Origin of the sequence: Rhodococcus sp. 4CII (genome assembly GCF_014256275.1) — a bacterium.
GTDB lineage: Bacteria > Actinomycetota > Actinomycetes > Mycobacteriales > Mycobacteriaceae > Rhodococcus_F > Rhodococcus_F wratislaviensis_A.
Map to the genome: position 1 here is coordinate 1 of NZ_JACCFE010000004.1, position 24903 is coordinate 24903.

Consider the following 24903-nt stretch of genomic DNA (forward strand, 5'->3'; position numbering starts at 1 on the left):
TCGCCGGATTCCCACTCGCCCGGCAGCGGATGAAACCGCCGAGCCTGGCCCTGGAAGTAGGCGAAGACGTGAAACGCCCGATCGGGCGCAGCCTCGCGCAGCGCCTGCACCACCAGCTCGGCGTGGGCCGGTGAGCCGAACACCACCACCAGCAGCGACTCGATGTCACCGACACGCTCGCGTGCGACCTCGACCCACTCCTCACGATCGGCCTCCGACACAACCTCGGGAAGCTGGGCAAGCAACACCGTCCCGAACACCCTCTCATCGAGCGGAGCCACCACAACCTCCGACGTAGGCAAGTGCCCCGCCAGACTCACCGCCAACGCGGCCGCATCCACTGCCGAACTGATACGAATCGGTTCCATCACACAAACCCCTTTGGGTCGGTGGGTGAGCTGGTCAGACTCACCCGCTGAAATTTGGACTTACTGCACCTCGAAAACTAGCCGAACCCAGCGACAAAAACACCCCTGGAACAGCGAAAACGTCCCCGGCACAGCCGGTGCCGGGGACGCCGGCAGAAACTGACTCGGCGGCGCCCAGCGGCTACACGCTGGACACCACCAAGTCACGCTCAATCAGGCTGTGCAACTGAGCCTTTTCCAGTGCGGCATGCGCGTGAGCCGAGCAATGCTCGCGCGCGCCCGATCGATCCACTCCGATTGCGCGTCCGGCGCCAGCGCTGACCAGTCCCGCCCGGTCAGCGTCGAGCAGTCCAGCGCCGCGACCGTCTCGACCGGCACCAGAAGGCGCCAGGCCGCCAGACGGAAGACATCGGCGAACTGAGTGTTCACCGGAGGCCACGCCGAACCAGGCATGCACTCGGTAAACGCTTGTGCTGCGGCATCTTCCACCCGCCGCGAAACCGGGTAGTGCCGTGAGCACCGAAACTCGCCACTGTGGATCTCGGATCGGAACTGATTCATGACCGGGCGTCCTCCACGGCGATAAAGGTCTCCACCGGCTCTTTCTGAGCCTCGGCGCGGATATGGCCGCTGAGCTCGTGATACGCAACCTTGTCCGTCCAGCGCCCACCCACGATCGAAGGGATGCTCACGGTCTTCCTGTTCACACGAACGACCCTGTACCACTGGCCGCGACGCTGAACCTGATCACCCTTCGCGATGTCATCGGGCCCGTAGTTCGTTGCTTGCCCCGATGCGATCTGCTCCGCGCGAACTCCCTCCCAATACGAGATCTGATCTGCGCGTTCCTCCATCCGAGCAATAACCGATTCCCGGTAAGCACCCTCGACCGGCGCAGTCTTCTCGACCTGCTTGACTCCCCGCACGACGAACAATGTCCGTTCGTGCCCGTCCAAAAGCCGCTGATCTGCACGCTGGCTCGCCTGCAGCGAGTCGATACGATTCTTGACCGTCTCCGGGTTGTACCGAGCCGACGTCGTCACCGCCGCCGACTCAGCCCGCCGCCGAGCCGCCTTCGCCTCCTCCTCGGCAGCCACGGCCTGCCCGAGCGTGCGATGCGCGGTCTCGATTGCCCGCCGGTGTCGCCTCTCCGAATGGTGCCCCACGTGAATCGGCTCGCCACCCTCCGGAAGCGCATCGTGTGCGCGCCGGTCAGCCTCCCATGCTTGGTCGGCCTGATCGGCTCGTCGCTGCGCCTTGTCTTCGAGTGCAGCGACGCGGCCGGCCTGACGCTCAATCCGATCGGCCTCGACCTCGGCAGTTGGCCGCGCCGTGGCATCGATCTCAATCCGTACCTCGAACCCAGCAGCGCGCAACGCCGCCGCAGTGCTCTCGATCAAGTGCAACTTCGGCGCCCGATCCCGGCTCCCGCGGATACCCCAGGTCCCGAGCGAACGAAACCACCGCCACCCCAGTGCTTTCAACGCCTCGTTCGTACCATCGCCGCGCGACGTCCCCTTTATCAAGGTCCCTTCGGCCGCACTATGTGAAATCGTCACCATGCCAGAACAACTCCCAAAACAAGGGGGCAGATGGTCAGTCCGCCCTTCAACAGGACAACACCGAATCTACCCCCACGCACCGTCAAAAACAGACGCTGAACAGTGAAAACGTCCCCGGCACACCCGGTGCCGGGGACGTTTGTGTCTAGCGACTGACTGACGCTGTAACCGACTGACTATCTCAGCGTTGAGATCGGCGTTTCCGCGGTCCAGATCCGCCCAAGGACTGCTTCCGGACGCTGTCGAGTGTCGCCCACAGCGCTTCGTTGTCCAGATCGCTTCGGTGCTTCTCGATGGCCGACACGAGCTGGTCAATCACTGCCCGAGCCGGCGGATTGAACGTCATTGCTGCCGCACCCGCCCAGGCGAGCGGTTCGTCCTCGCGCTTCAGGATCCGGTCGAGCGCACCCTCACACCGGTCGAAGAACTTCTCGGTGCGCTTAGTCTGATTGTCATCCTGATCGTTGGCTTCGAGCGCTCCCTCAGCGAGATCGAGAAATCCATTGATGATCCCCGTCGCGCGGTCACGCAGCACCGGGTCGAACCCGAGCGATGACCAGAATCCGTTCCACCGCGTGCGGTAACTGTGGTCCGAACTGAGCGGCACAAGGTGGTCGCGTATCAGCCGGCCGAGGCTGTTCTCGTCCAGCTCACGCAGCTGACGCGCCAAGAGTGCTGGCTTCGATGCCTCGGGCAACGGCTGCGGATCTTTCACGCGCAACCATGGGCGCGGCCCCACCGAATCGATCACGGCAGTGAGCGGCCCGACGATGACCACGAAAGATCGACCTTACGACGGTGCGAGCTCTCGGCGTGATCATCGAGCACGAACTCCGAAAGCAGCGCCTTGGCTCGTTGCTCGACGAAGCTGGCTTCGTTGTCCATGTTCATACCCTTCTCGTTTGTCATCTCAACTCCTTCGACACAGCTAACACCGACAGATCGACCGCCGGCGCGTCGTTCGACCACACATGTGTACGACCAACAGGAAGCAACTCCGGTAGCGGGTGCAACCTCCACGGCTCGATCTCATCGAGCACTTCCTGAGCAAGCACCACACCATGGAAACGCGTCGGCACCGTCGTGACATCGACAATGGAGCCCCGGCGCCGGCACTCGTTCATCGAGCGGGCCGAACCGTTGCTGATCACAACCTGCTTCCAGGGCTTGCCAGTGATGTCAAGAATCGCCACGACGTGTGGCTCGAGCCAACCCCGCTCACGCCAAACAGGCAAAACTCCTTTGTCCTTCGGGAGAGCGATCTGGGCGATCGCCTCGCGGGCGTAGTCGGCCTGCTGCCGGCCCCGCAACTCAGACTCGGCGGCCGGCAGACGCAGCTGCTCGAGTCGACGATGTGGGACGGCCGCCAACTGTCGGTTGGAGCCGGCCAACCATCGCCTAACGGTGCGCGACGAGACATGCATAGCGTCCGCGACCGCCTGCGCGTCAACACTTCCACGCGCCGTTTCGCCGTAACAGGTCCGGAGCATCGCCTCGAGACGTTTGCGCGTCCAGCGAGGTCCTCGATGTACGACCACAACTACCGTTCCAGGTCGAAGCTGTTAATTTGAAAGAACTCCCACCCACCGACGTAGTCCTGCGCTCGCGTGTTCATCCAGTCGGTCATTCCCTTGTCGCCACCGCGTTCATACGCACTCCACATCGCCTCGACCTGGTCGGGCGTCAGCGTCAAGGTGATCAGCCGATCGCGGGCATACTCCCGCGGTCCCGGACCCTGAACAGCATCGATCCTGATCTTGCCGCCGTATTTGGCCAGCGCCTTACCTTGTTTGCTGCTTCGCATAGTCGACATCGCCGCGCGACGTGCGCTCTGCGTAGATGCCGCGCGTTTGGCCTTGTGGGCTAGGGCTTTGAGGGTCTCGGCTCGTGGTTTGGCGATTCGCTGCCGACCTTCCGGGGCCAGCCAGCGTTCCACGGTGCGTCGAGAGACCCCAAGATCGCGTGCTGCGGCGGCAGTGTTGATCTCGCTCCGTTTGCCGGGCCCGTAAGCGGCAAGCAGCTGAGCCTTGAGGTTGGCGGATCCAGGTCGACCGGAAGTGTCGGCGCCTCGGCGTCCGGTCAGCTTGCCGAAGAATTCCGATTGCATCTTTCCGCGCTCAGCGCGCAGCACTTCACGCACCGCTGTCTGGGTAACACGAAGTTCCTTGGCGGCTCTTACGACATTGATCTGGTTGTCCACCACAGAGCCGTAGTCCGCCAGACTGTCGGCGATCCGCGAATAGGCAGTGCGGCTGAGGGGTTTCCGTGCCATCACGAGTCACTTCCCGCGCTGATATCGGCGGACATCCACTCAGCCGGTGCGATCAGATCCGACTTGCCCCGGTAGCCCTTGCCGTCCAGGTACTGCTGATGTTCGGCGAGGAGCGCGGAGCCTTCCGGCTTGTACTGGCCGAAACCACGTCCGAATTGCTTCGGTCCTCCAGGCCACGCCAGCTGGGGATCGGATTCATCCGACACGTAGAGCACGGTGTCCTTGGTGACTGCGACGGGCCATTGTCCGGTGTCTTCGCCGATCTGAGCTATCCGGTACATGATGTTGGCCCGCGACTTGGCGACGATGTGGTGGTGACGCTCCGGTGAATATCCTGGCCGTCCTGCCAAGTGCAGATCGGAATTGAGAATGCCGATCGTGTGCGTATAGATGACTTTGTTCTGTTCGCGAGCCAACTGCGCGTCGAGATCGTCCTTGACGTCCAAGGCGGTGCGCGCATCCCGGATCCGTTCGTACCACGGGACGAGGACCCGTCCGTGATCAGGCCACACGTAGGCCTCCAGAATCTCTGGTTCGTACCCGAGACTGCTGGCGCGTTCGAGGGTGGGTGTAGTCACCCACTTCGGCTCAGAAATTGACAAGCCCATCGGGTTGAGTGGATTCGGGAGCCGCCAGTCCGCGCACTCGGGGATCTCCACGAGCCAGTACCCGGGGAGCTTGCGATCGAACGGCAGTCCGTTCGAATGATGCACAGGTTCGCCGATCGGAAGTTCGAGACCGGCGATTCCTGCCGCGTACGAACCGCCACGGTCGAAGGCATGGACGTAACGGCACTTCGCTTCGTCGTCAGACAAGGTCCGTGACCAGTCGATATCCGCTTCGAAGATCTGGAACTTCTTCGCGAACTCCGCGTCCGACGATGCGAATACGCGCTTCCACTCCTTCGGCCGGGCGGCGATCATCAGGTCGATGCCCGTCGATGCCGGGCTCACAGCCCAGGGGAACCGCAGAGCACCTGCAAGCAGTGACAGGCGCCGCGCCAGAACGGCGGGTGCCGGCGAGTCACCAAGAATGGGCATCTCCTTGGGGTCCTGGCTCATGCCGGAGACCAGTGCCACCCAGACACCACGCGTCTCGCCCTTCCACACGCGGGTCCAAGTGCCGAGCCGGTCCCCCTCCTTGCCGCCGAGCTGCCAGCCCTCGGAGAGAGCCTCTGTGACGAACGGAGATTGTGCGGTCAGTTCCTTGATCCGGTCGTTTCGATTGCGCTTGCCCAAACTGCTGGTGTCGATTCCCACGTGCTGCGCCATCGCGTCGGTGATCCAGATCTGCCCAGGCACCGACCATTTGTCTGACGTCCACGTGCCGAGGTCCAACGTCGCTACTAGCTCCGCGACATCGCCGACATGGGTGATCGGCGCGGCAAGGTCGTGACGGGTGCCATCGGGTAGCCATGCGCCATCGACGTCGAGTACTGCCGCGGGTGCGGTGAAGGTGGTCGGTGCTTCTCCTGCTGCAGGATTCGGCGCCGGAGTCGTCGTGGTCGGCTGCTGCGTGGTCTCCGCCGTCGCGACGATGGCCGGCGTTGCTGCAGCAGTGTCAGGAGACGTCGTTTCGACGGGCGCCGACTCCAGCTCGTCCACAACCATTGGCGAAACCTGTCCGACTGTGTCGCCGGTTGCTGCAGCTGCAGATCGGGTGACGGCGGTGCTCTGCCACCAGCAGGGAAGGTGCATCACCAAGCCGTCGATCTGCCATCCGGCGTCCTCGCCGCCGCACAGGGCGCAGGTGGAAACCGGTGAAATCTGCACTCCATCAGCGAAATGCCCCTCGGCATCGGTCTCGATAGCCATCTCAGGCTCCTGTTCGGAATGAGAGCTGGTCAGGCTCATGACTTCGTTGGACGAATCACCCGAAGCTACGCCGGGCCCTGGACTGTTCAGATCGGCGAGCCAACCGTCGAACAGAGCCGGACCGCTGGGTACATCAGGCCTGGACGAGTCGCTGGAATCGCCGCCGGGTGTCGAGTCAATTGATCCTGCATCGCTGGTTACTTGGTCTTCCGGATCATCGCTACCGAGTAACTTGTGTAGCCGCAGTGCAACCATGCGCTGCCTGCGGTTTTCGCACTTGACCATCCGCTGCACCGTGTACCGCGGCATCCGGCCTTTCCGTTCCTCCGCGATCAGCACGCCCTCGTCATAGAGAGCCCTCAAGGCGGTACCACGATCGATCTGCAAGGTATCGGTCATCGTCTGACCAGTGGCCTTCAACACCTGTTCGAGGGCCATCGGGTCCAACAAGACTTGTGGTTGACCATCGCACGGCCGCGGGTTAGCGACGACATATCCCAACCGAACGCCTCGACCTTCCGCACGCCATCGAGGGGTGCCGTCGGATGTTTCACCCACCACACTGCGCCGCCATCCAAGACATGCAGCCATCGACCAATCCGCTGGAGCTTGCCCCGTGTCGACGTCTTCCACGTAGGCGTGACCATTTCTCAGTGCGTGTACCAACAACTCCCGTACTCGCGCACCGGTCCGCATGGGCAGATCTGGGTCAGTCGCCGCAGCAGCGGCATCAGACAAGCCCATCGTGACCAGGTCCCCGACCTGCGCGACTTCGTTCTCTGTTAACGCTCCGACATCAACAAGGAAACGTGACATCGCATGCCAGCCCGCCCACAGAGACCCCAAAGCGTCTGCCTGACGAACACTTTCACCACTCGTGCGCAAACGCTCGCTATACCGCTCACCTTCGGCAAACGCCTCAGCGCGGACACTATCCAACCGAGGACATAACCACTGCAGGTACGTGGCCATCAACAAGGCACGGCCATGACGGGAATGCGCAGTATCGAGTTCCTTCAAAACATCCAGTTCGATTTCCCGCGCCTGCAACGGCACCACGAGCATCCGCTGAGCTGCAGATCCTGGCCGCGGCATGATCTCGGAGGTAACCAACGCAGACGCGCGTGGCGGGGTTCCGTCCAGAACACCGAGACCATCACGTGTGCTTCTCGAGCGTTGCTCACCGTTGTGCACCATGCGAGCGAACTCTTCGAGCGCCTTCTGCGCAGTCCCGAAATCTCGAGTTGGTGCGACATCGTCCGCCCAGTACAGAGCGTCTTTTGCGGCGTTAAGCTTGATACGCAATGCATTCAATGTGTCGCCGTTGCCCGACATCGATGTCGCCGGTCGCCGGCGATCCCATTTCTCTCCCCAGTGGTGCATCGCCAATGACGCGAGTGATGTCTTGTAGCTGTTAGGCGATCCGACCAACGTAAGAACCCACGGGTTCGGACCCAATGCGGACCTGAATACCTGCCCAAGTAGAGCGGCCGAAACCCGCGTCGGGGTGCGTTCGAGCATCGAGCCGGAATGAAGAAGGAATGCTTCTCGGATCCTTACTGGGTCGGGCGTCGGTGCGGGAAGGTCATACATCTTCAGGGGGCCGGTCAGCAGAACGGGGGCTACCCGTCCGCCGTTCTCGTCGATGGCTCCCCCAGCATGAACGAAGAACCACTTTCCCTGATCATCGCGGCGCCACCCGGTGGAGCGGTAACGCACCACCCGTTGGATTTCGCGTCCACCTGCGCCCTTGAGTGCATCTCGCAGCTTCGCCACACCGCTGGGGCGAGAGTCGTAGGCAGGCGGACCTGGCAAGGTATCGACCCAGCCGCAATCCCGGTACTCCTTCGCCGGGATCCGAATCCGCAGAAACTCTCGGCTCTCCGGATGGGTGTAGCCGATAACCACTGCGGTGAGTTCTTGAGGTGCGGCGGGGTTGACTTCACTCTGACCGGCCATCGCCGCTCGGCCCATCAACTCCGGCTCGTCGACGTCAATACCCGCCTCGGCAATTTCGAGATACTCCATCTCAACGATCCGGGCATCGAGGTCCAGTACGAGTTTCGCCTGTTGATCACCGCTCTTGGTCGTGACGATTTCGACCAAGGTCCCGTCAATGATCCGATACACCGGAGCGATAACATTTCGCCCCCGGATCGTGTTCAGCGGCGTAACGAGGCTTTCCGAGCCAGACCGGACCGACTGTGAATCAACTGGGCTGAGCGACTCCTGAACCGCACCCGGTACGGGCTCAAGCTCGGGATCTTGCAGAATCGGCGGAATGGGAACTCGCGCGACATCGTGTGCCGCTCGCGCTGCAACACGCGCAGCACGCCATGCGGTCATGGCATTCTCGACCGCTTCTCCCACCCAATCGGTGCCTTCAGCCGCGGCCTGCTGTCGAACTTTGTCCAGAAGTTCAGTCAGATCTTCGAAACGTCGCTCCGATTCGAGCGCCCAACGTTGTGCGCGTCGGAACTCTTCGTCTCCGTCCTGCCCATCTGCACGATCAGCTCTGGCGGTCGCCTCTGCCAGCGCAAGTTCGATTAGTGCTTGCTTCTCGATTACGTCGGCAGCAAAGCCGTGGGCAGCGACCTCCCCAGGCCGAACAGGGATCAGACCACCCCACGTCGAGTCGGTCAACCATTGACCGCCATCGACGTGGTCAGTGAAATCAGATTTAGGTGCCGCCGGTGCGGACAGCAAGAGCTGGACCTGGGCACCACTGCCACCCAATAGAGATGCGAGTTCGATACCCCGCTTCCATCCGACGGAGTCGCGATCAAGCACTACGCGAACCTCAGCGCCTTCGAAAAGGTCAGCACACGAGAGAGGGAAGTTCAGTCCGCCTTGAGCATTGGTCGTGGCAACCAGTCCAAGCGACTCGGCTGTCTCGACATCCTTCTCCCCCTCGAGTAACCACACAGGCGAATGGCTCGAGATTGCCGACAGCAGTTCCGGCAGTCGATACAAGACCGGTTCAAAACCCTCCGGCTTACGCTTGCGCCGGGTCCCTGCGGCATCCACGAAAACCTGTCGGAACTGCTTGTGCCGGCCAGCTTCACAGCTCGTGCATTCCTCTCGGATCACTTCCTGCACCAAGGCACCGTCGGCTGATACGTACGGGTAGACCTTGACCCGATCCCACCGGTGTTGCGCGTCCGGTGTTACGTCTGGGAACGCGATTCGGGCGGGCAGTCGTCCTCCCTTCGGCCTACGCCGCCCAGCACCACGTTGGTGCGGAGATCGGCCTACGCGTGTGAGCGCGTCGCGACCAAACAGCGGTTCGTCGAAGAGATCGGTCATCGACAACCCCAGGCCGTCGGCGATCTCCGAGACGGGAGCTTCACAGCCGTGGCAGTGAAGCAGCACCATTCCTCCCCGATGCCCATCGACCCAGGTCACTGACATCGACGCGTGACGGTCGCCATGTATTGGGCACCGTGCCATCAGTTGGGTAGAGCCGCGTTCGGTCACCCCGCCATTGCGTTCGGCAGCAGCACGAACCCGGTCGAATGACGACATCCGGCCGTTCTCAATAGCTCCAGCAGTGATAGCAGTCACGAAGCCGCCTCAGACACACGCGCCAGGAGATCTGGCAAGCGCGGTGCGGCCCGGGTTAGTATGGGCACAGGTCCCCTCCAGGACTCGTATTTATGAACAAGGTCCCCTCCAGGACTCAGTTCGTAATCAACGGATCGAAGGACCCCCGCAGGCCGCCAAGCAGTGGGGGTCTTTCGCTATTTATGGCCAGGTCATGCCGAGATTGAAAGTTCATTGTCGGACGAATCGCAGACCGCGTAGCGCTCGTCGTGGGCCCGTAGTTTTTCCGGGTCCAACTTCTTAAGGATGTAGTCGGGGACATCCAGGCTGTACGCACGGGCCATGACGAGCAGGGCGTAGTCGCCCAGCTCAAGTCCGAGCTCTTCGGCGCGTGCTTCGTAGAAGCTGTGCTGTTGAAGGGGTGCACGAACTGATATGCACTTGCGCGTTCCCTTGTGTGGCCGTCCCATGCGATGAGCCTAAACAGAAACTGCTTCGGAAACGTCGAAGGTCGTGTTGTCGGTGTGTCGCCGTTCATCGTGCATCCCCTCACCTTCACCAAAAATCCGCTTCTGGTTAGAGGAAGATCCTTCGGCCCAACGCTGTGTGACAGATGGGAAACAAGATCTTCGTCGCCGCATCATGCCGCGGAGCATGGACTGTTTCACCAAACTCGCCCGACCGCGGTTTCAGATGAACAACTACCCCTACGTGTGACCTGCGGGGCCAATCGGTGGGGAGTGGGGGGAGTGGGAAGAAATGCCTGATCAAACGATAAAACCCACTCCCCACGGCGGTGGGGAGTGGGGTGGGGAGTGGGGTGGGGAGCGGGTTCAAAGACACCCGAAGTGCCTTCGCGTGCACACCGATGAGCTGTCGGGAATCGACTGAGAGGTAGGCGGCGAGGTTCTACTCCCCCGTCGCCCTACCCCATCGTCACTAGCGAGACACCGTCCGAAGATGTAGCGACAAGACACCAGCAAGAAGCCGGCTCCGGGACTTCGACCCGACCACCTTCACCTGAGCATCAAGCCAGTCCCGCTGAGCCGTCGTGAACCGGAACCACGTCTCAACGGGACCCTTGACCGCAAATGGCTCCTGATGCACGGGGATCCCGGCCGCGGATCGCCCGGCCACCGGCTGGAACAGGCTACGAAGTCCCGCGATCCCCACAGAATCGAAGGCCTCGATAACGACATCAGCGTGATCACATCTACGCTCGGCCGCGCGGCTCTGCAGTGCATCACGCGTGGCGCGATCCAGGTAAGCCGTCACGGTCACCTTCCCAATTTCCGTCGGAGGTTCGACATCATCGTCGGTGACCGGGGTCGGGTCCGGGGCCGGCTCATAAATGGGAGCCTGCTTCTCGGTCGGTGTGGGTGTGGGTGGTGGGGTTGGTTCTGGCTTACTGACCGGCTCGGAGCGAACGGGCACGGGCACCGTAGAAGTAGGCGCGGGTGATTCGGCCAGAGCTTGTGGCGGCTCCTGCGCTGCAGGCGCCTTCTCGACAGGCCGCGACTCCTCCGCGGCTGGTTCTACCTCGGTGACCGGGGTAGAGCGCCGCGGCTGGGTGGGGCTGCCAGCAGTCGGAAGGAGGCCGGCCAAACCCTCCGCTCGGTTACCTTTCGGAGCGAAAGCACTGGCAAGGCTCTTGCGGCGAGGAGTGCTGGTTTCGGTCATGCCGAAGCCACCTCCTCGCTGATGGTCGACAGGCGCACGAGGATTTCGCGTGTCAGTTCTGCGTAGTCCTCGGCCAACCCGGACGCATTGCGCGAAAGTATCTGATCCGTCGGTTTGGCGCCCTTCTTCAAAGCGGCGAAACGTGCGACTTTGGCGACTTCGGTCTGCTGTTCCAGCTCATGGACCAACAAGCCCTCCCGGCGGGCATCATAGGCAGTAGATTCCATCGTCCGGATCCGGGATTCGAAGATCGGGGCGGCATCCCCGATCATCTCGTTGACGGATTGACGGATCTTCGCCGTGAGCTTGGTTGAGCGCGAGCCCACACCGAACAAGCAAATACCTGCCAACTGCAGCCGCGGGTTGACAGCTGGCAGATTACGGTCTGGATCACCATCCCGTGTCGCCGAGAACTGGCCGGCAATAGTTTCCAACCCGTCGAGGCTTGCGTCGTCCGCCCTGACCGGGATGACCACAGCCTGGACGACCTCCATCAGTGCCTCCATGATGGTCAAATCACCGGGCGGAGTGTCGAAGATGATCACGTCATAGTTGTGCGCAACCTGCAGGAGCATGGCGCGAACGAGCTGTCCGAGCCGCTTACCACCCTGACGCTGCTGCCGGGAAACCATGACGGCCGCCAGGTCGAACATCGCGGGACCACCCGGCACCACGTCGAGATTCTCGCGGCCCCCGACATTGTGGACGATCGGAGGCGCGGACCCTTGCAGGAGCGCGGTGAACAGTTCAGATCCGTCTCGCTTGTCGTAGCCCAGATCGCGGCACAGGTTCCCCTGGGGGTCGAAGTCACCGATCAGAACTCGGTATCCGGCGGCGGCAAGGAGTCCGCCGCAGTTGGCGGCACAGCTTGTCTTTCCCACTCCCCCCTTGCCGTTGAAGAATCCGAACGACACCGGCAGTTCCTGCTGCTCCGCAGTTGAGGTCTCGACGACATGCATGGACATGGCAGTTCTCCCATTGGACTTTGGTTGTGACGAGTGGTTCCCAGTGAAGCTAGCAGGATTCCTGGACAACTTGCTGTATGCCACGCGGGGTGAACCGTAGGTAGATCTGCGTGAGCAAACGCGTGAGATGCGACGGGGTCAACCGTATGAGGTAAGGCGGGTGGTCAAGCGTGGACTTAAGCGTGATGTCTGGCGTGCTTATAGGCATGGCTGCCAGCGTGAGAACAAGCGTGTGAACAGGCATGGCAGACGGCGTGAGAACAAGCGTGTGAACAGGCATGGCAGACGGCGTGAGAACAAGCGTGAGAACAGGCGTGTAGGCCAGTGGGAAAACACGCGGATCGATCTGCAGGTAGCAACGCGGGTATGCATGCGTGTGAATTCGCGTGGCGACAAGCGGGAATTGCGACGGAACATAATGCGGTGGTTAACGCGTGTGATGCTGCATGGATAGCTACGTGACATCATGCGTGAAGATTTGCGTGAAGCCACGCATGGTGTCATGCAGGATGCTGAGCGGGACAACCTACGTGGACGTAGGCGTGATTAACCGCGATGGATTGCACGTGATTGCATGCCGGTAACCACACGTGTTGGAGTAAGTGATCAGACACGGGAGGCGATGCCGGTACGCGCGCGTGAACTTGACCCTGTCGTCAACGCGGGCAACACCACTGGTTGTAATACGTGAGCAGTTCCGTGCGCCGCTGCTGGTTCGAGCACGAGGGGGCGAACTGAATCAGATGCGTGATGGGGTGCCGTAATTCGGTGCTAGGCACAGTGCGTGAGAGCACACTGGCGCCCGAGCGGAAACTCTGCGGATCGAACGTCGAGTGCGGCACAGGGCAAATGCCCCGTTGGGATGGGTCTACGCGCGTGAACGTATGGGGAAGCCTTTGCGTGAACACATGCGTGAAGAGGTACAGACTTGCGCTCTACCTGTACTGATGCGGTGTTCTGCGGGGATCGCCGACGACGCCGCGCTGGCTTCGTTGGAGGTCTACCCGATGACTGAGGCCCGCCACAGTGAAGACGCCGATCGCATCGGCAATGTCCTGAGCTCGACGATGTCCGTCGAGCTCGACAACGAGGTCGATCAAGGTGTCCTCGAGAATGTTCTCGGCGGCCGTGTACAGGTCCCAGAGTTGCTTGAGCTCCCAGGCCCGGATCAAAGGGTTCGAGAAGTAGAGGCCGTCGACAATCCGTTGAACCCGATCCACCTGGGTGTTTGTTCTATCTGCAGGGCTCGACCAGGTGGCGAAGTGAGAGCTGGCCGAACAGTCGTCGACTGTCGAGTCCAGTTCGATGGCGACAGCGACCCAGGAAGTTGGGCAGATGGACCGACGCGCCTGCCTTGCAGCCTCTCCGAACGCGCGTTGGCAGACTGCGGCGTACTCAGTGGCAGCACGCCGGCCCAGATTCAGCTCGCGCAGATCCATCAGTGAGGTGAAGTCCTGGCGCCCGTGGGTGAATTCTGTAGCCGCAAGGAGCGCCTCACTGCCACTCCATTGAAAGCGAGACTGTCTGTATTGATCGCGGTGCCAGCGCAGATCTTCGATCCACGGACGGCCAAGCTCGAGGCCCTCACCGTTTGGCACCGTCATACGAACATGATGACATCGGGCGATAGGTGTGTCATCCATAGTTATGCAATCGTCCCAAACGTTTCTAAGGCGTAGCTCTAGCGCACAACACATAGATACCGAGCATGAAATCAAAGCATCCAGAAAAACGCGCAACTAGTGCAACATGGGCCTCCCTAAAGCGTCCAAGGAGCATACCAACAGCGTCCCACACTCGATTAGTAGTGCAAGTCAACGTGACTGCCAGTCGTCCCCTAGCTCTAACAAATCCAATTAAATACAAAACTAGGACGATTATGGGACGCGTCTGGGACGAGTTTGAGGCCGATTGCGCTGGACTAGTCGATACCGCTCATGCGAAGTTGCGCTACTCTCTTCGGCGTATGTCAGTGTTGGTCTATGTTCTTCTTACAACGTCACGTTTAACGTTGAAAGCGCGCCCTTCATGCACTGTTGGTCGTATGCACTGTTGGTCGAAGTAGTCCAGGGCGGGCTGTATAAAGCACATCAAGATCATTTGGGTTCGAGCGGGCGCGCCTCGCTCCCTGTTCAGCATCGGAGTACATCGTCGTGACGCAGGAACATGGTCAACCTCGAGCCACCGGGGGACACCGTCCGTTAGCTTCGACCTTTCGGTCGCCGGCTGCTCGATCGGTCGAACACATCGCATCCCAGTTCATTGAGGGTGGGGAGGATTCGGGAGTTGACGAGCCGTCTCGAGAAGCGCCACCCGAACGAGGGCCCGTGGTGACGGATCCGGACAGCGGAGGGAAGTCGTCCAGCGTTCGAGTGCCGGCAAAGTGCCACGCGAAACTCGAGCAGCTTCGCGAGCAGACAGGAATGACCAACGGTCAGATCTTCATTGTCGCGATCGAGGCGACGCACGAACGTCTGCCCGAGTTGTTGTATCCCGGCGGCCGAATCGGGGGAGGGCTATTCGCACCCCGAGGTATTCGCGCCAAAACGTCACGTGACGATTCCGAGACGCAAGTGACATACCGCCTGTTCAAGGCGGACTTCGATGTCATCGATCAACTTGTCATCGATCTTGCCGCGAAGTCGCGGTCGCATCTGATCACAGCGGCCCTGACGGGGTACTTCTTCGGGGACGACGAACGCACACAGGCGGCAGAGTAGCGCCGACGAGCCCTACTTCTTGTTCGCGACTACCCAGAGCGCAAGGACAATCATCGGCGCAACAGCGACGGGGACGGCCAGAAGTGAGTGGACGGTCGTCCCGGTTGCGGCGACACCATCGATCGCACTGACGAGAGGGGCCGCAAGAACCCACCACTGCAATATGACGGCCGCGAAGGCGCCGGAAGATTCCGAGGATTCGCGGTGGGATCTGGAGATCGCGTCGGAGCATCTGGCTCTCAGTTCGTCATCGGGTCGACACTGGCAGTCTGACCCCCCAGCTGCGAAATGTTCGAGCGCGTCGAAGCAAGCGGCGGCCGCCTTTGCCATCTGAGCGGCGCTGTGGCGGGCGTTCCTCACCGAAACGCCCCAGAGGTTGCTCGTCTGTTCGGCAGTGGGTGTGTGAGTCGGCGGTATCCCTAGAGCGCCGGCTGTCAATTGCCTGATATCAGCGCTCTGATACCAGGTGGGGGAGAGGTTGACCTCGGCGAACAGTCGGGTGAGCAATTCCGCGTGCTCGTCGGGGTGGAATCCGCCGGCGATGTGCTCCTCCATGCTCCTCGCGAGAGTCCGGAGACCGAGTACCGCAGTTGCGTCCTCTGTGGCTCGCTGTGACTCGGAGAGGTGATATTCCAGTACCTTCCGGTGCTCGTGTCGATGGCAGCGATGTCCCTTACCTGGGGAATACCGTCACCGCCTACTGACGTCGTCACGTGTACGACGAACAGATCGCGACCCACGGTATTCGAACTGTGAAGGGAGAGCCATGGCGTGCAGGGTAGGTGCGGTTCTGGACTGCTTCGTTCTCAATGGGTGTCTTGCCCACCGGGACTCAGAGGGGTCTGTGCCCGACTAGCCCGTCGTCTTCGTCCGATTAGTGGGAAAGTCAGCAAGAACTGCTTGGACGAACGCCTCGTATTGAGTCTCGGCGAATCGAGCGAAACGAGAAGTTAGAGCGACTCCGTCGTATCGTTGTCCATCGATCTCGATCGAGGTGGTCGGCTGATCGCTGCCGACGATTGAGTACTCCGAGATCGGTCGATGGGTGACGATGTCACGCGTCCGCTTTAGAAGGCTCCGAGCCGCCGATCCAGTGACTTCCGCGCGCCAGCGTTCCTGTTCGGCGTGCAGCCGAACACCATGGCTCTTAGCATCACGCAGGTGATCTAAATCTGATTCCCTGCCCCCGTGGGCGTCGTATTGGCCAGACTTTCGCAGCCGATAGGCCGCTGCGGCACAGAGGTCCAGACATGTCATCGCTGTACGTGAGGCGTAGTCGACCGGCGCCAACATCAGGATGTTGAACTGTTCGTTCGAGAGGCGCTCCTGCATTTGCTTGTGTCCCTCCGGCTCGCGCGACCATTCGGCCATCCCGGCCGCGAGCCGGACGAAGCCGACCTGGAAAGCCGCGGACGATACGAGATGTGACGCGGCCTGGTATCTGTCGCCGAGCTGACTGAGCCGAACGGAGACGAGGTTCGCGAGATCTAGCTGCTTCACGTTGACGGCGGAGTCGCCCATCTACTCAGTCTGGCAGTGGGTGCATTGCGTACAACAGGGTCTTGCCCCGGATGGCCCGGGCGAGGAGGACCCCGTCGGCACTCGGCGGGGTCCTCCTCCGGCCATTCTGTTCGAAGTGGCGGGCGCCGCTAAGGATTCTTGAGGTTCGCGAAGTACGACCGTAGGGCTTCGGTGGACGGTGCTCGCTTACAGGCATGACCGTCCGGATACCCACCGGGGAAACGGAGTACCTGCTGCGGCCAGGGGATCGCAATGTAGATCTCGGCAACTGCATCTGCGCCGCCAGAGATGCGAATGTGGGCTCCATCCGGTTCAGTGGTGAGGATGTGGCCAGTGCCGTGGTCGCACAATGCGGGTAGGGCATGGGAAGCCCTCGCTGCAATAGCGTCCTCGACAAGGACGGTTGGGTATCGCACAGTGCAGTCACAAGGCGTCTGGAAGGCGGTCAAAGCACCCTCGGCTCTTTGCGGGGCCAGGGCATTGCGATATCCCGGTGGCAGCCCTTGGCGCAACCCGTGTCGGTTCTCTTCACCCTGATTCTTTCCGTTTCCCATGGTCGGAGAGTAGAGGAATAGAGGGCGGGCGGCCTGACCTACGCTTGCGATCAGCGCCATCAGAAACGACGGCTTCGGGGATGCCGAATGATGAGACACTCACATCGTGGTGAGAAGATACGGCAGTGACCAGGATGTTAAGGCCCGACTTGACGTTCGACATCATGACAATGAGGTGGACGGATTCTTCGTCCCGCTCGATCCTCCCGACGACCCAAGTGCTGCTGACGGGACGCGGATACTCAACTTCTCGGGTGACAGTTCGGAGCTGCGTATCTTCCCTATCTACACGTTTCCGGACAACGAGAAGTATCTTGAGCCGAAGTACCCACAGATTCACACGTTGACGATGAGCGTGCCGGATACGGACGTCGGCGTTGTTGATTTCAGGGAGCTTCTTCTTGAGTGGCTGCCGAGCGGTTTCGTCACGGACTACAAATTTGGTCTGGGGCTGGTCAAGGACTGCAATCGCCTCGTGCGACTGATCGAGAAGCACACCGAGTGCGACGAAATCTACTTCATGGGAGGAACGAACGTCGCGGTGGCCGGGAAGCAGCTGCTCCTCGGCCTGGAGCGCTTCGAGGCAATTCTTTCAGAGATCCGGCGAATCAACAGCCGCGGTTACGACGGTGCTGCGCGCGTCAAAGATGCATTCGTTCATAACGCACTGGCCTCTACCCTCAGCCTGGAGCCGGCGGTATACAGCCTCGGCCGCCACCCGGTGTCGCAGGTGCTGACGAAGGCCGCTGATGGCGTCAAGGAACTGACCGAGCAAGAGCAGGACGCGCTGATCGACACCTTCGCATCCGAGTCCGCTGCACTGGCGCGGACACGGCCGGAGACGTTTCTCAAGCTCCACCGTGACATCGAGCTCGTGAATCTTGATCGACTCATTCAGTCCTACGAAGATGCCCTGGCTAGGGGCAAGAAGGAGGGGTTCTGGCAGAACTTCTTCGATAACAACGCCTTTGCACTCCAGCAGGTGTTCGGCACGCCAATGGTCAGTTTTCAGTCGAGTGCCTCTGTCGGTGGTGTCGGATTCGCCGGTAGTGGCGGCAAGGTTGCCGACTACCTCCTCAAGAATCCACTGACCAATAATGTTGCGCTGGTGGAGATCAAGAAGCCGTCGACGTCACTGCTCAACACTAAGGAGTATCGAGGGGGTGTGTTCGGTCCGTCCAAAGATCTCGGCGGCGCCGTGACGCAGGTGATGGATCAGGCGTATCAACTGATGACTTCCTTCGCGGGCCTGAAACTGGCTTCGCGGGCGGATCTGGAGGCATACGCGGTGTCGTGCTTCGTCGTTATCGGGCGAACTCCATCCTCGGATGACGAGCAAAAGTCGTTCGAGATGTACCGAGCAAACTCACGGAACGTGAAGATTGTGACGTACGACGAGATCCTGGAACAGCTCAAGCTGCTGCGTAAATTCCTTCTCCCGGAAGACAGCGAGCGCTAGCGGCGAGGGACCCCGAGACGCCGAGAACGGCGGACCCCGAGGCGGGACGGTATCGAGTGATCGCCTGTCTGTCTCGGAGGATTCGGCGCCGGGGTTGTCGTGGTCGGCTGCTGCGTGGTCTCCGCCGTCGCGACGATGGCCGGCGTTGCTGCAGCAGTGTCAGGAGACGTCGTTTCGACGGGAGCCGACTCCAGAACGGCGGGTGCCGGCGAGTCAGGAATCGATTCGAATGAGAGACACTCGAACTAGCGCATATCCCTATACTTCACGACTGATCCCATGCGTTGACCGGACGAGGCGGGACGCAGCGACGCAGTGTCGGGGTGGCCGGCCATTGTTCTGTCGACGTATGTCGGACGACCGCCATTTCGATGATGAACGACCGGTTTAGGCTACGGCCTTGGCGATCGGATCGCGGAAGTGGTTGGTCATGTCCTGTAGGGCCGTTGTGCCTGATGAATCGACGACGAGCTCCCCGTAGTTCTGGTGAGTTCCGGACCCGATGAATGAGGCGAACTTGAGCCCTTCAGCACCGATCTGGGAGAGGGCGTCTGCACCGTCAGAGCCTGCCAATGCGGTGAGGCTCGAGGCGAGCCCTCCAAGGTACCCAGCGTGTGACTGCTGGGTGATCTGCTGTCCGGTCGTCGTGGACGCAGACACTGAACCGAGCTTGGACGCCTCGGTCTTCTGGCCACCGTTGAGTGTGCCCACCGCGATCTTCGCGAAATCGAGGATGTGGGGGAGTGCGCTGAGGCCGGCTCCGATGATGTCGCCGGTCTCGATGGCGTGCCAGAGCTGCTTTTGGAGTTCGCCGGCGGTGTTGGCCAGACCGATGATGTCGAGGTTCCCGACGAGGCCGACGATCATCGAGATGATCTGTGCGGCGCCGGATGGGTCGGGAATCATCGCGATCAGGGCCGCAGCAGTCTTGTAGTCGAGTCCGGCGGCGAGCTTGATGAGTGGCTCGAATAGGACGTTGATGCGGTCGAACTCGGCGTGGACAGCCTTGACCTTGGCCATCGGATCGAGACCCGGATCGAGAACAATGTGCGGGATCCGGTTGAACAAGATGTCGAGGACTGCAGGGATGTTGTCGGCGAGGTCGAATGCGTTCGTCCCGATGTGCGTGACCTGGTTGATGAGCACGCTCGGCTTGATGACCGAGAGTGCGTCCGCAGCGAGTGACAGACCATCAGCCGGAGTGGCGGCCAAGGGGGAGACCTGAGTGGACAAGGTGTCCACCGATGTCTGCAGCTGCTGCGCCTGACCCGGCGTGGAGGCATTCTGAACCGTCCGCGCGATGGTGTCCGCGGCCTGAAATGCACTCTTCAGGTCGATGCCCTTGACCTTGTCGACGATCTGGCCGGCGGCGTATTCGGGAGTCGAAGCGTCCGCAGTCATGAGCGTCTGTTCCACGGCCGGATTCTGGGTTACCCAGCTGGTCGTATCGGCCACCGGAACAAGGGTGTTGGCTACATCTGTCGCCGCCGATTCCATGCTCTCCAGGTCCGGAGCGCCGGACTGCAGCTGCTGCTGCAGGGTCTCGATGTTGCCGGCCAATCCCGGAAGATTGACCTTCGAGTAGTCGGACACCAAGGCGTTCTGCAGACCCGCGGTGGTGGGCTGAGATCCATCGCTCTGCTGCGGACCGGAAGCAGTCGGAGGCTGGGCAAGCACTCGCCCAAGTCCTGCGAGCAATCCATCCTTGCCGGCGTTGGTCGAGCAGTAGAGGTCGTCGGCGGGGCGCAGTACGAACGCGTGACTGCAGCTGTCTTTCCGAACCCGCCCGGCCTGGGCCCCGCGATCCCGACACCGTCGACGGGAGGACCGACGAGAGTGTTGTCGCCATTCGAACTCTGCCGTGGGTCGGCAACAAGACCGACAGCGATCAACTTCTCTGCCGGGATCGGTCCCTTGTCGTGTCCGATCAACCATGCCAAGTCGCCGGCAACGTCCGCACCCTGGCTGTAGCCGCCGAGTGCGAACAGAGTGTTCGGGCATTGCGTTGCACGAGTCTGCATCACGCGCGCACCGGCTCCGATGCCAGATGCCTTACTGGTGCCATAGGTCTTGCCCTTGTTGAAGGCGGACGCTTCGTACGCCGGATAGGTGATCTTGATGGAGGTACCAAAAAGCTGGGAAAGAGGATCGGTGACCTGCTTGAGCAGACCCTTCGCGACGTCAGGATCAGCGGTCGAGTCCGTTTCGAACGTTCCCGGCATCATCACCACTTCCACCTCCGGGCAGCCCGATGATGCCGGCGCCGCCCCGGCCTGACTTGGCGACACAACCGCGGTGAGCGCGGCGAGGAGTGCAGCGAGCAAAGAGGCGACGAGCATGCAAACCCAGCCGCTGTAGTCGGGGCGACCGTCCGCAGAAGTTGGTGCGTGAAGGTTCGTCATGAGTGTTCTCTCTTCGTCAGAGATACAGCGCCGGCACGATGATCCGACCGCTGTCGATGTGAGTGGTGACGTCGCGAGGCAGAAAATCAGCGACAGTGAGAGCGACTCTGCTCATCACATGCGAGGCCTCGGCGAGCAGTCCGGGACGAGCGATTGCGGGGCGGGTGAGTGCAGCCTCGAATCCTCGAGTCGCTTCGAAGAGCAAGGACGTTTCGGTCAGCAGAAACGCCGTCGCGATGAAGACCATGACGGTGAACAGAGGCGCGAGCGAACGGGTCATCAGATTGCCGCAGTAGCCGCTGCAGTCCGCCGACGACCGCGTGCAAACCGGGGTCGAGAAGGCGGCTGATTGGAGGCGACGACACTTTTACGAATGCGCGTGACCGCGCGGTAGAGCCGCTGGCGAAGCGCTGCCGGAGTCATCCCTACCTCCGCGGCAATCACGGCCAAGTCGCAATCGGTCTGCTCGAGGTATGCCCGCTGAATCAGGGTGCGATCGAGGTCGTTGATGACCTTCTTTTCGACCGCCCATGTGAGCAGAGCCGGAGCAGAGATATCCGCTCCCAGCTCGTTCTCAGCACTGTCGGACTCGTCCAAGACATCGGAGGCGGGGATCTCCTGGGCGAAGGTTTCCTCGCGCGTGATCTTCTTCAGCGTGTGCAGAAAGAGCGCCGCGTAGACGTTCTCACCGGACGGCCTGTAGGTAGCGATCAGAGACATGAAAGTGGCCACAGTAGAGGCCGCTCTCTCATCGCACGCGTGATACCGATCGTGCCCACTGACCCGCGCGTGGCGCGTGAGTGAGATGAGCTTCCCGAGCATCAACTGCAGCAGCGCTCGCCCCGCAAGGGAGCTTCCTTCCTGATGCAGTGTCAGCAGCGCCAGAAGCACACCATCACGATCTCGGCGGTGCGCCGCGGCGAGATCGTTGAGATCCGCGACCTCACGGAGCGCGTCCTGGCTCACCGACCACGTCAAGACTTCGGCGGCGGCTGCGGGGCGAGCGCAGAGGTACATCCACTCCGTGTTCAAACGGCTGTACAGATTGCTCTGCGCGGTGCTGCGAACCGGCGTTGCCGATGACGCTGTGGTGGCGGTGGGTACGTGGGTGGACGTTTCCACGATCGGTCTCCTCTGGGCGCGGACGAGGTGGTCTCGCGCCCAGTACAGCAACCAGATATTGCCTCTGAACTGCATGTTTGTTGTTGCCGGAGGGGTCGTCGTTATTGCCAAGGCTTGTTGCCGCGACGGTCCCGGCTGCGCGGCGATGGGCAGGAAGTGCCCCTCACGTGCGCTCTTTCGGCTGAGGCAATAACCCCTTGGCGACTGCAGAAAAAACTTCAAAAAAGTTTCGCGAGCGATGTCACTCAAGCCCCCCGGACCCGGATCTTCCTCCAAATAGAAGCCCACTTTTTCTGTGTGGCGCTCTTCCACACCCCAGTCGCCAGGAGGACCGGATGCACGAGCTCGACAACTCGCTGCAAGCCCAGCTGCACGATCTCGGCTACGTGCACGCCGTCACCGAGGAGATCCGCCGAGTCGCGGCAGCCCTGGCGGTGAACCCTCTCGATGAAGACGCGAGCACTTCGCTGTGGCTGTTGGTGTTCGTCGAAGCGCCAGCCGCGCGCGCCGCGCTGTCGCGGGCGTCCGCACTCGACATCGCGGATTCCGCCCCCGATTGCACAACGTCCGACCCGACGACAGAAGCCGGCATCCGATGAAAATCGACCTCGCGAAAATCAACAACTTCGGCCGCAGCCCCAAGAGCAAGACCGATCCCGCGACCGAAAATGGCGCCGACTCCGTTGTCGACGAAACCGAGGAATTGGCGCGCGCGGAACGTGCACAGTGGGGCCTTCGGCAGGTGTGGACCACCCGACTTCTCAAGGCAGGAATCCTCGCCGCACTCGGCGCCGGAACAGTTGCCCTGATCCTCGTCGTCTTCGGATCCTCGCCCACCCCGAACCTCACCGACAACGCCACCAAGGACACCACAGACGTCGACACAATCGGTCAAGCGAAAGCCGAAGATCTTGCTCGGCAATTCGTCGTTGCCTGGCTCCAGGCATCGCGTGGCAATGAACAAGAACTCGATCATTTCGTCTCGGGAAACCCCAGCCTTCCGACCGCGCCGTTGTTTGCCGCGACTGATCCGGCCGTCGCGTCGATCGACTACGAGCAGAAGTCACGGACATACGCGGTGACGGTCTCGGTGTCAGTTCAAGCCGCCACGGACGCGAATGCGCCCACAGTTCGTCGCTACTTTCAGGTGCCGATTGTGGTCACCGAAGCGGGCGTGAGGGCCGCCGCACTCCCCGCCGAAGTAGCTGAACCGTCGACCTCGATCGACGTCAAACTCGGCTACAAGTACCGGGTCGCCAACCATCCCATCGCCACGTCCGCGCACGAGTTCCTGTCCGCGATGTTGACCGGCAACGGGGAAGTAGCCCGCTATCTCACACCGGGGGTTTCGATCGCCCCGATTGTCCCGGCGCCGTACCGCAGCGTGGCAATCACCGATGTCTATTCGTCGGAAGACCTGAGTACTGCCAGTGCATCGGCACCACTGCCTGACGGTGATGTGGTGCGTCTCCTGGTGACGGCAGCGCAGAAAGTCACCGAGGTCGATTCGGTCAGTGGGCAGTACGCCCTGACGATGACCTCCCGCGGCGGCCGGTGGGAGGTCAGCGCAATTGACGCAACGCCGTTGTACCCGCCGGCGGCACCCCGAACACCATCCTCGTCAACGACCGCACCGAGCTCGACCACACCAAGTACGGGTGCCCCGCAGTCCGCATCGCCCGATTCAGGTCCGGTTCCCGCATCGTCTGAATCAGGGCAGACCCCCGCACTCTCAGTGCCGACTGCCGGCGACGTGCCGTTGTTCTCCCCGTCAGGAACCGATCCTCATTCATCCGGAAGGTAACCCATCATGTCCATTGCGCTCGCAGCCACCGATCCCAACAACGCAGTCCTCGCCGTAGGGCTTTTCGACAAGGCGCAGGAGTTCACCAGCGACGGCAAGCTGCTCCTCCAGTCGGCCGCCGGCTGCCTCGTTTTGTTCTTCCTTCTCAAGAATCTGATGGCCTCATTCACAGTTGCCCGACTCATCACATCAGCGCTCATCGGCGGAGCAGCACTGTGGGTCGTCTTCAACATGGACGTCCTGAAGGACTCGACAGGTGAGGAGTTGGAGAGCGCTCCCGCCGCGGTGCACCTCGTGGCCGAGCCGAGTTCCGGCTTAGACCTTCCCGTGTGATCTCCGCTCGTTCGCACCGGCTGAAAGACGCCTTGTCGGCAATGACCTCACTGCGCGACCGACCTCTACAAGGAGGGCTCCAATGTTCGATGTAGCTAGCACTGCGGAAGCGGGTTCGCGGCTTCGCCGGCATGAAGTCACGAGTGGGCCGGTGCTGCGATGAGCGACGAGCGCACCACCGGGGAAGTCATCAAGAACTTCACCCGCGCTCGCAAGGTGCCGCAGCTGATCGGGCGTACACCCGAGGGACAGAAGCTGCCGTTCGGTCCCTACACCGTTCCGCAGGCCGTCAGCGGCGCAATCGTCGGAGGGCTCCTGTGGCTCCTGCATCCACTGTGGCTTCGGGACAGCATTTCCTGGAACGTCGGATTCTTCGCCTTCTGGTCACTGGGCACCGTCCTTGTCGTCGGCAAACTCCGGTTTGCCGGCCGGAGCCCCGCCTCAGTGGCACAGGGAATCTGCGCCGCAGCCTTCGCGCCGGCCGGTGCCAAGATCCAGATCAACGGCCGCCGGGTGACCATCCGGCCACCCCACATCGTGCGTCCGAGTGGCTACATCACTGCCGACCCCACGGCCGCCGAACTCAGCGCCACGGTCGTCCCGCAGGCCGTGCACATCGCCACCGCCGAGGTCACCGAAACCGCATCGGCGAAACCTGTCGCACCACGACCGCAGACCTCCGCTCCGGTGCCCACACCGGCAAGCGGGCCCACCCATCGCGCCGGCCGATCGAGCGTCAAGGAACTCCTCGCTCTGGCTGCTGCAGGCACCTCCGAGTAGAAAG

22 protein-coding genes and 1 pseudogene are annotated in these 24903 nt (G+C 61.6%); 6 read left to right on the forward strand and 17 right to left on the reverse strand.

Translation table 11 applies throughout. From position 1 onward, the window contains the following. The 11 genes from H0B43_RS38235 to H0B43_RS38285 all read right to left on the reverse strand — a co-directional run. On the reverse strand, positions 1–341 hold a 341-nt coding region (locus H0B43_RS38235), incomplete at its 3' end, for a hypothetical protein (RefSeq protein WP_252190976.1). A 240-nt stretch (positions 342–581) separates the two neighbouring features. Beyond that, a complete protein-coding gene (locus H0B43_RS38240; RefSeq protein ID WP_252190435.1) occupies positions 582–929 on the reverse strand; it encodes a hypothetical protein in 348 nt (115 codons plus the stop codon). Further along, positions 926–1768, reverse strand: coding sequence for a DUF3560 domain-containing protein (locus tag H0B43_RS38245; protein ID WP_397517553.1), 843 nt, complete (start codon positions 1766–1768; stop codon positions 926–928). The genes H0B43_RS38240 and H0B43_RS38245 overlap by 4 nt, the downstream gene beginning before the upstream one ends. Positions 1769–2111: 343 nt before the next feature. Further along, positions 2112–2708, reverse strand: coding sequence for a hypothetical protein (locus H0B43_RS38250; RefSeq protein ID WP_064081019.1), 597 nt, complete (start codon positions 2706–2708; stop codon positions 2112–2114). Next, entirely contained in the window at positions 2678–2839 is a 162-nt protein-coding gene (locus H0B43_RS38255) for a hypothetical protein (protein ID WP_155756151.1), read from the reverse strand. The genes H0B43_RS38250 and H0B43_RS38255 overlap by 31 nt, the downstream gene beginning before the upstream one ends. After that, positions 2836–3321, reverse strand: coding sequence for a hypothetical protein (locus H0B43_RS38260; RefSeq protein ID WP_235214911.1), 486 nt, complete (start codon positions 3319–3321; stop codon positions 2836–2838). Before H0B43_RS38260 ends, H0B43_RS38255 begins: the two co-directional genes overlap by 4 nt. Positions 3322–3470: 149 nt before the next feature. Next, positions 3471–4202 (reverse strand): hypothetical protein, encoded by a 732-nt coding sequence (locus H0B43_RS38265; RefSeq protein ID WP_043793952.1) that lies wholly within the window; start codon positions 4200–4202, stop codon positions 3471–3473. Beyond that, positions 4202–9580, reverse strand: a complete 5379-nt coding sequence (locus tag H0B43_RS38270; RefSeq protein WP_185730763.1) for a telomere-binding protein — start codon at positions 9578–9580, stop codon at positions 4202–4204. Before H0B43_RS38270 ends, H0B43_RS38265 begins: the two co-directional genes overlap by 1 nt. A 191-nt stretch (positions 9581–9771) precedes the next feature. Beyond that, entirely contained in the window at positions 9772–10029 is a 258-nt protein-coding gene (locus H0B43_RS38275; RefSeq protein ID WP_005574594.1) for a hypothetical protein, read from the reverse strand. A 1206-nt stretch (positions 10030–11235) separates the two neighbouring features. Next, complete coding sequence (locus H0B43_RS38280) at positions 11236–12204, reverse strand: ParA family protein (RefSeq protein WP_005574273.1); 969 nt, start codon at positions 12202–12204, stop codon at positions 11236–11238. Positions 12205–13139: 935 nt separating this feature from the next. Next, positions 13140–13808, reverse strand: a complete 669-nt coding sequence (locus H0B43_RS38285) for a hypothetical protein (RefSeq protein ID WP_005574271.1) — start codon at positions 13806–13808, stop codon at positions 13140–13142. An 819-nt stretch (positions 13809–14627) separates the two neighbouring features. Between H0B43_RS38285 and H0B43_RS38290 the strand changes: the two genes are divergently transcribed. Continuing rightward, complete coding sequence (locus H0B43_RS38290) at positions 14628–14924, forward strand: hypothetical protein (protein ID WP_213016565.1); 297 nt, start codon at positions 14628–14630, stop codon at positions 14922–14924. 12 nt (positions 14925–14936) lie between these two features. On the opposite strand, the gene H0B43_RS42220 is transcribed toward H0B43_RS38290, so the two are convergent. Then, on the reverse strand, positions 14937–15479 hold the full coding sequence (locus H0B43_RS42220) for a hypothetical protein (protein WP_252190436.1): 543 nt from the start codon (positions 15477–15479) through the stop codon (positions 14937–14939). Positions 15480–15776: 297 nt separating this feature from the next. Continuing rightward, positions 15777–16445, reverse strand: a complete 669-nt coding sequence (locus tag H0B43_RS42225; protein WP_054247853.1) for a hypothetical protein — start codon at positions 16443–16445, stop codon at positions 15777–15779. Positions 16446–17174: 729 nt separating this feature from the next. On the opposite strand from H0B43_RS42225, the gene H0B43_RS38305 reads away from it, so the two are divergent. Continuing rightward, a complete protein-coding gene (locus tag H0B43_RS38305) occupies positions 17175–18458 on the forward strand; it encodes a Shedu immune nuclease family protein (RefSeq protein ID WP_312034185.1) in 1284 nt (427 codons plus the stop codon). 387 nt (positions 18459–18845) lie between these two features. On the opposite strand, the gene H0B43_RS42990 is transcribed toward H0B43_RS38305, so the two are convergent. The 4 genes and pseudogenes from H0B43_RS42990 to H0B43_RS38320 form a co-directional block, all read right to left on the reverse strand. Then, on the reverse strand, positions 18846–20135 hold the full coding sequence (locus H0B43_RS42990; protein ID WP_312037661.1) for a cutinase: 1290 nt from the start codon (positions 20133–20135) through the stop codon (positions 18846–18848). 311 nt (positions 20136–20446) lie between these two features. Then, positions 20447–20860: pseudogene (locus H0B43_RS42995) on the reverse strand (cutinase); the annotation flags it as partial. Between the two features lie 16 nt (positions 20861–20876). After that, on the reverse strand, positions 20877–21140 hold the full coding sequence (locus H0B43_RS38315; RefSeq protein ID WP_005568088.1) for a hypothetical protein: 264 nt from the start codon (positions 21138–21140) through the stop codon (positions 20877–20879). Next, positions 21140–21982: a sigma-70 family RNA polymerase sigma factor gene (locus tag H0B43_RS38320; RefSeq protein WP_185730765.1), complete on the reverse strand. Its 843-nt coding sequence runs from the start codon at positions 21980–21982 to the stop codon at positions 21140–21142. The genes H0B43_RS38315 and H0B43_RS38320 overlap by 1 nt, the downstream gene beginning before the upstream one ends. A gap of 335 nt (positions 21983–22317) precedes the next feature. Between H0B43_RS38320 and H0B43_RS38325 the strand changes: the two genes are divergently transcribed. From H0B43_RS38325 to H0B43_RS38340, 4 genes are all read left to right on the forward strand, one after another. Beyond that, positions 22318–22581, forward strand: coding sequence for a hypothetical protein (locus tag H0B43_RS38325; RefSeq protein ID WP_005571327.1), 264 nt, complete (start codon positions 22318–22320; stop codon positions 22579–22581). After that, positions 22578–23786 (forward strand): conjugal transfer protein, encoded by a 1209-nt coding sequence (locus H0B43_RS38330; protein ID WP_185730766.1) that lies wholly within the window; start codon positions 22578–22580, stop codon positions 23784–23786. Before H0B43_RS38325 ends, H0B43_RS38330 begins: the two co-directional genes overlap by 4 nt. A gap of 6 nt (positions 23787–23792) precedes the next feature. Further along, positions 23793–24119, forward strand: a complete 327-nt coding sequence (locus tag H0B43_RS38335; RefSeq protein ID WP_005563479.1) for a hypothetical protein — start codon at positions 23793–23795, stop codon at positions 24117–24119. A 159-nt stretch (positions 24120–24278) separates the two neighbouring features. Then, on the forward strand, positions 24279–24899 hold the full coding sequence (locus tag H0B43_RS38340) for a hypothetical protein (protein ID WP_005563478.1): 621 nt from the start codon (positions 24279–24281) through the stop codon (positions 24897–24899). Positions 24900–24903 lie beyond the last annotated feature (4 nt).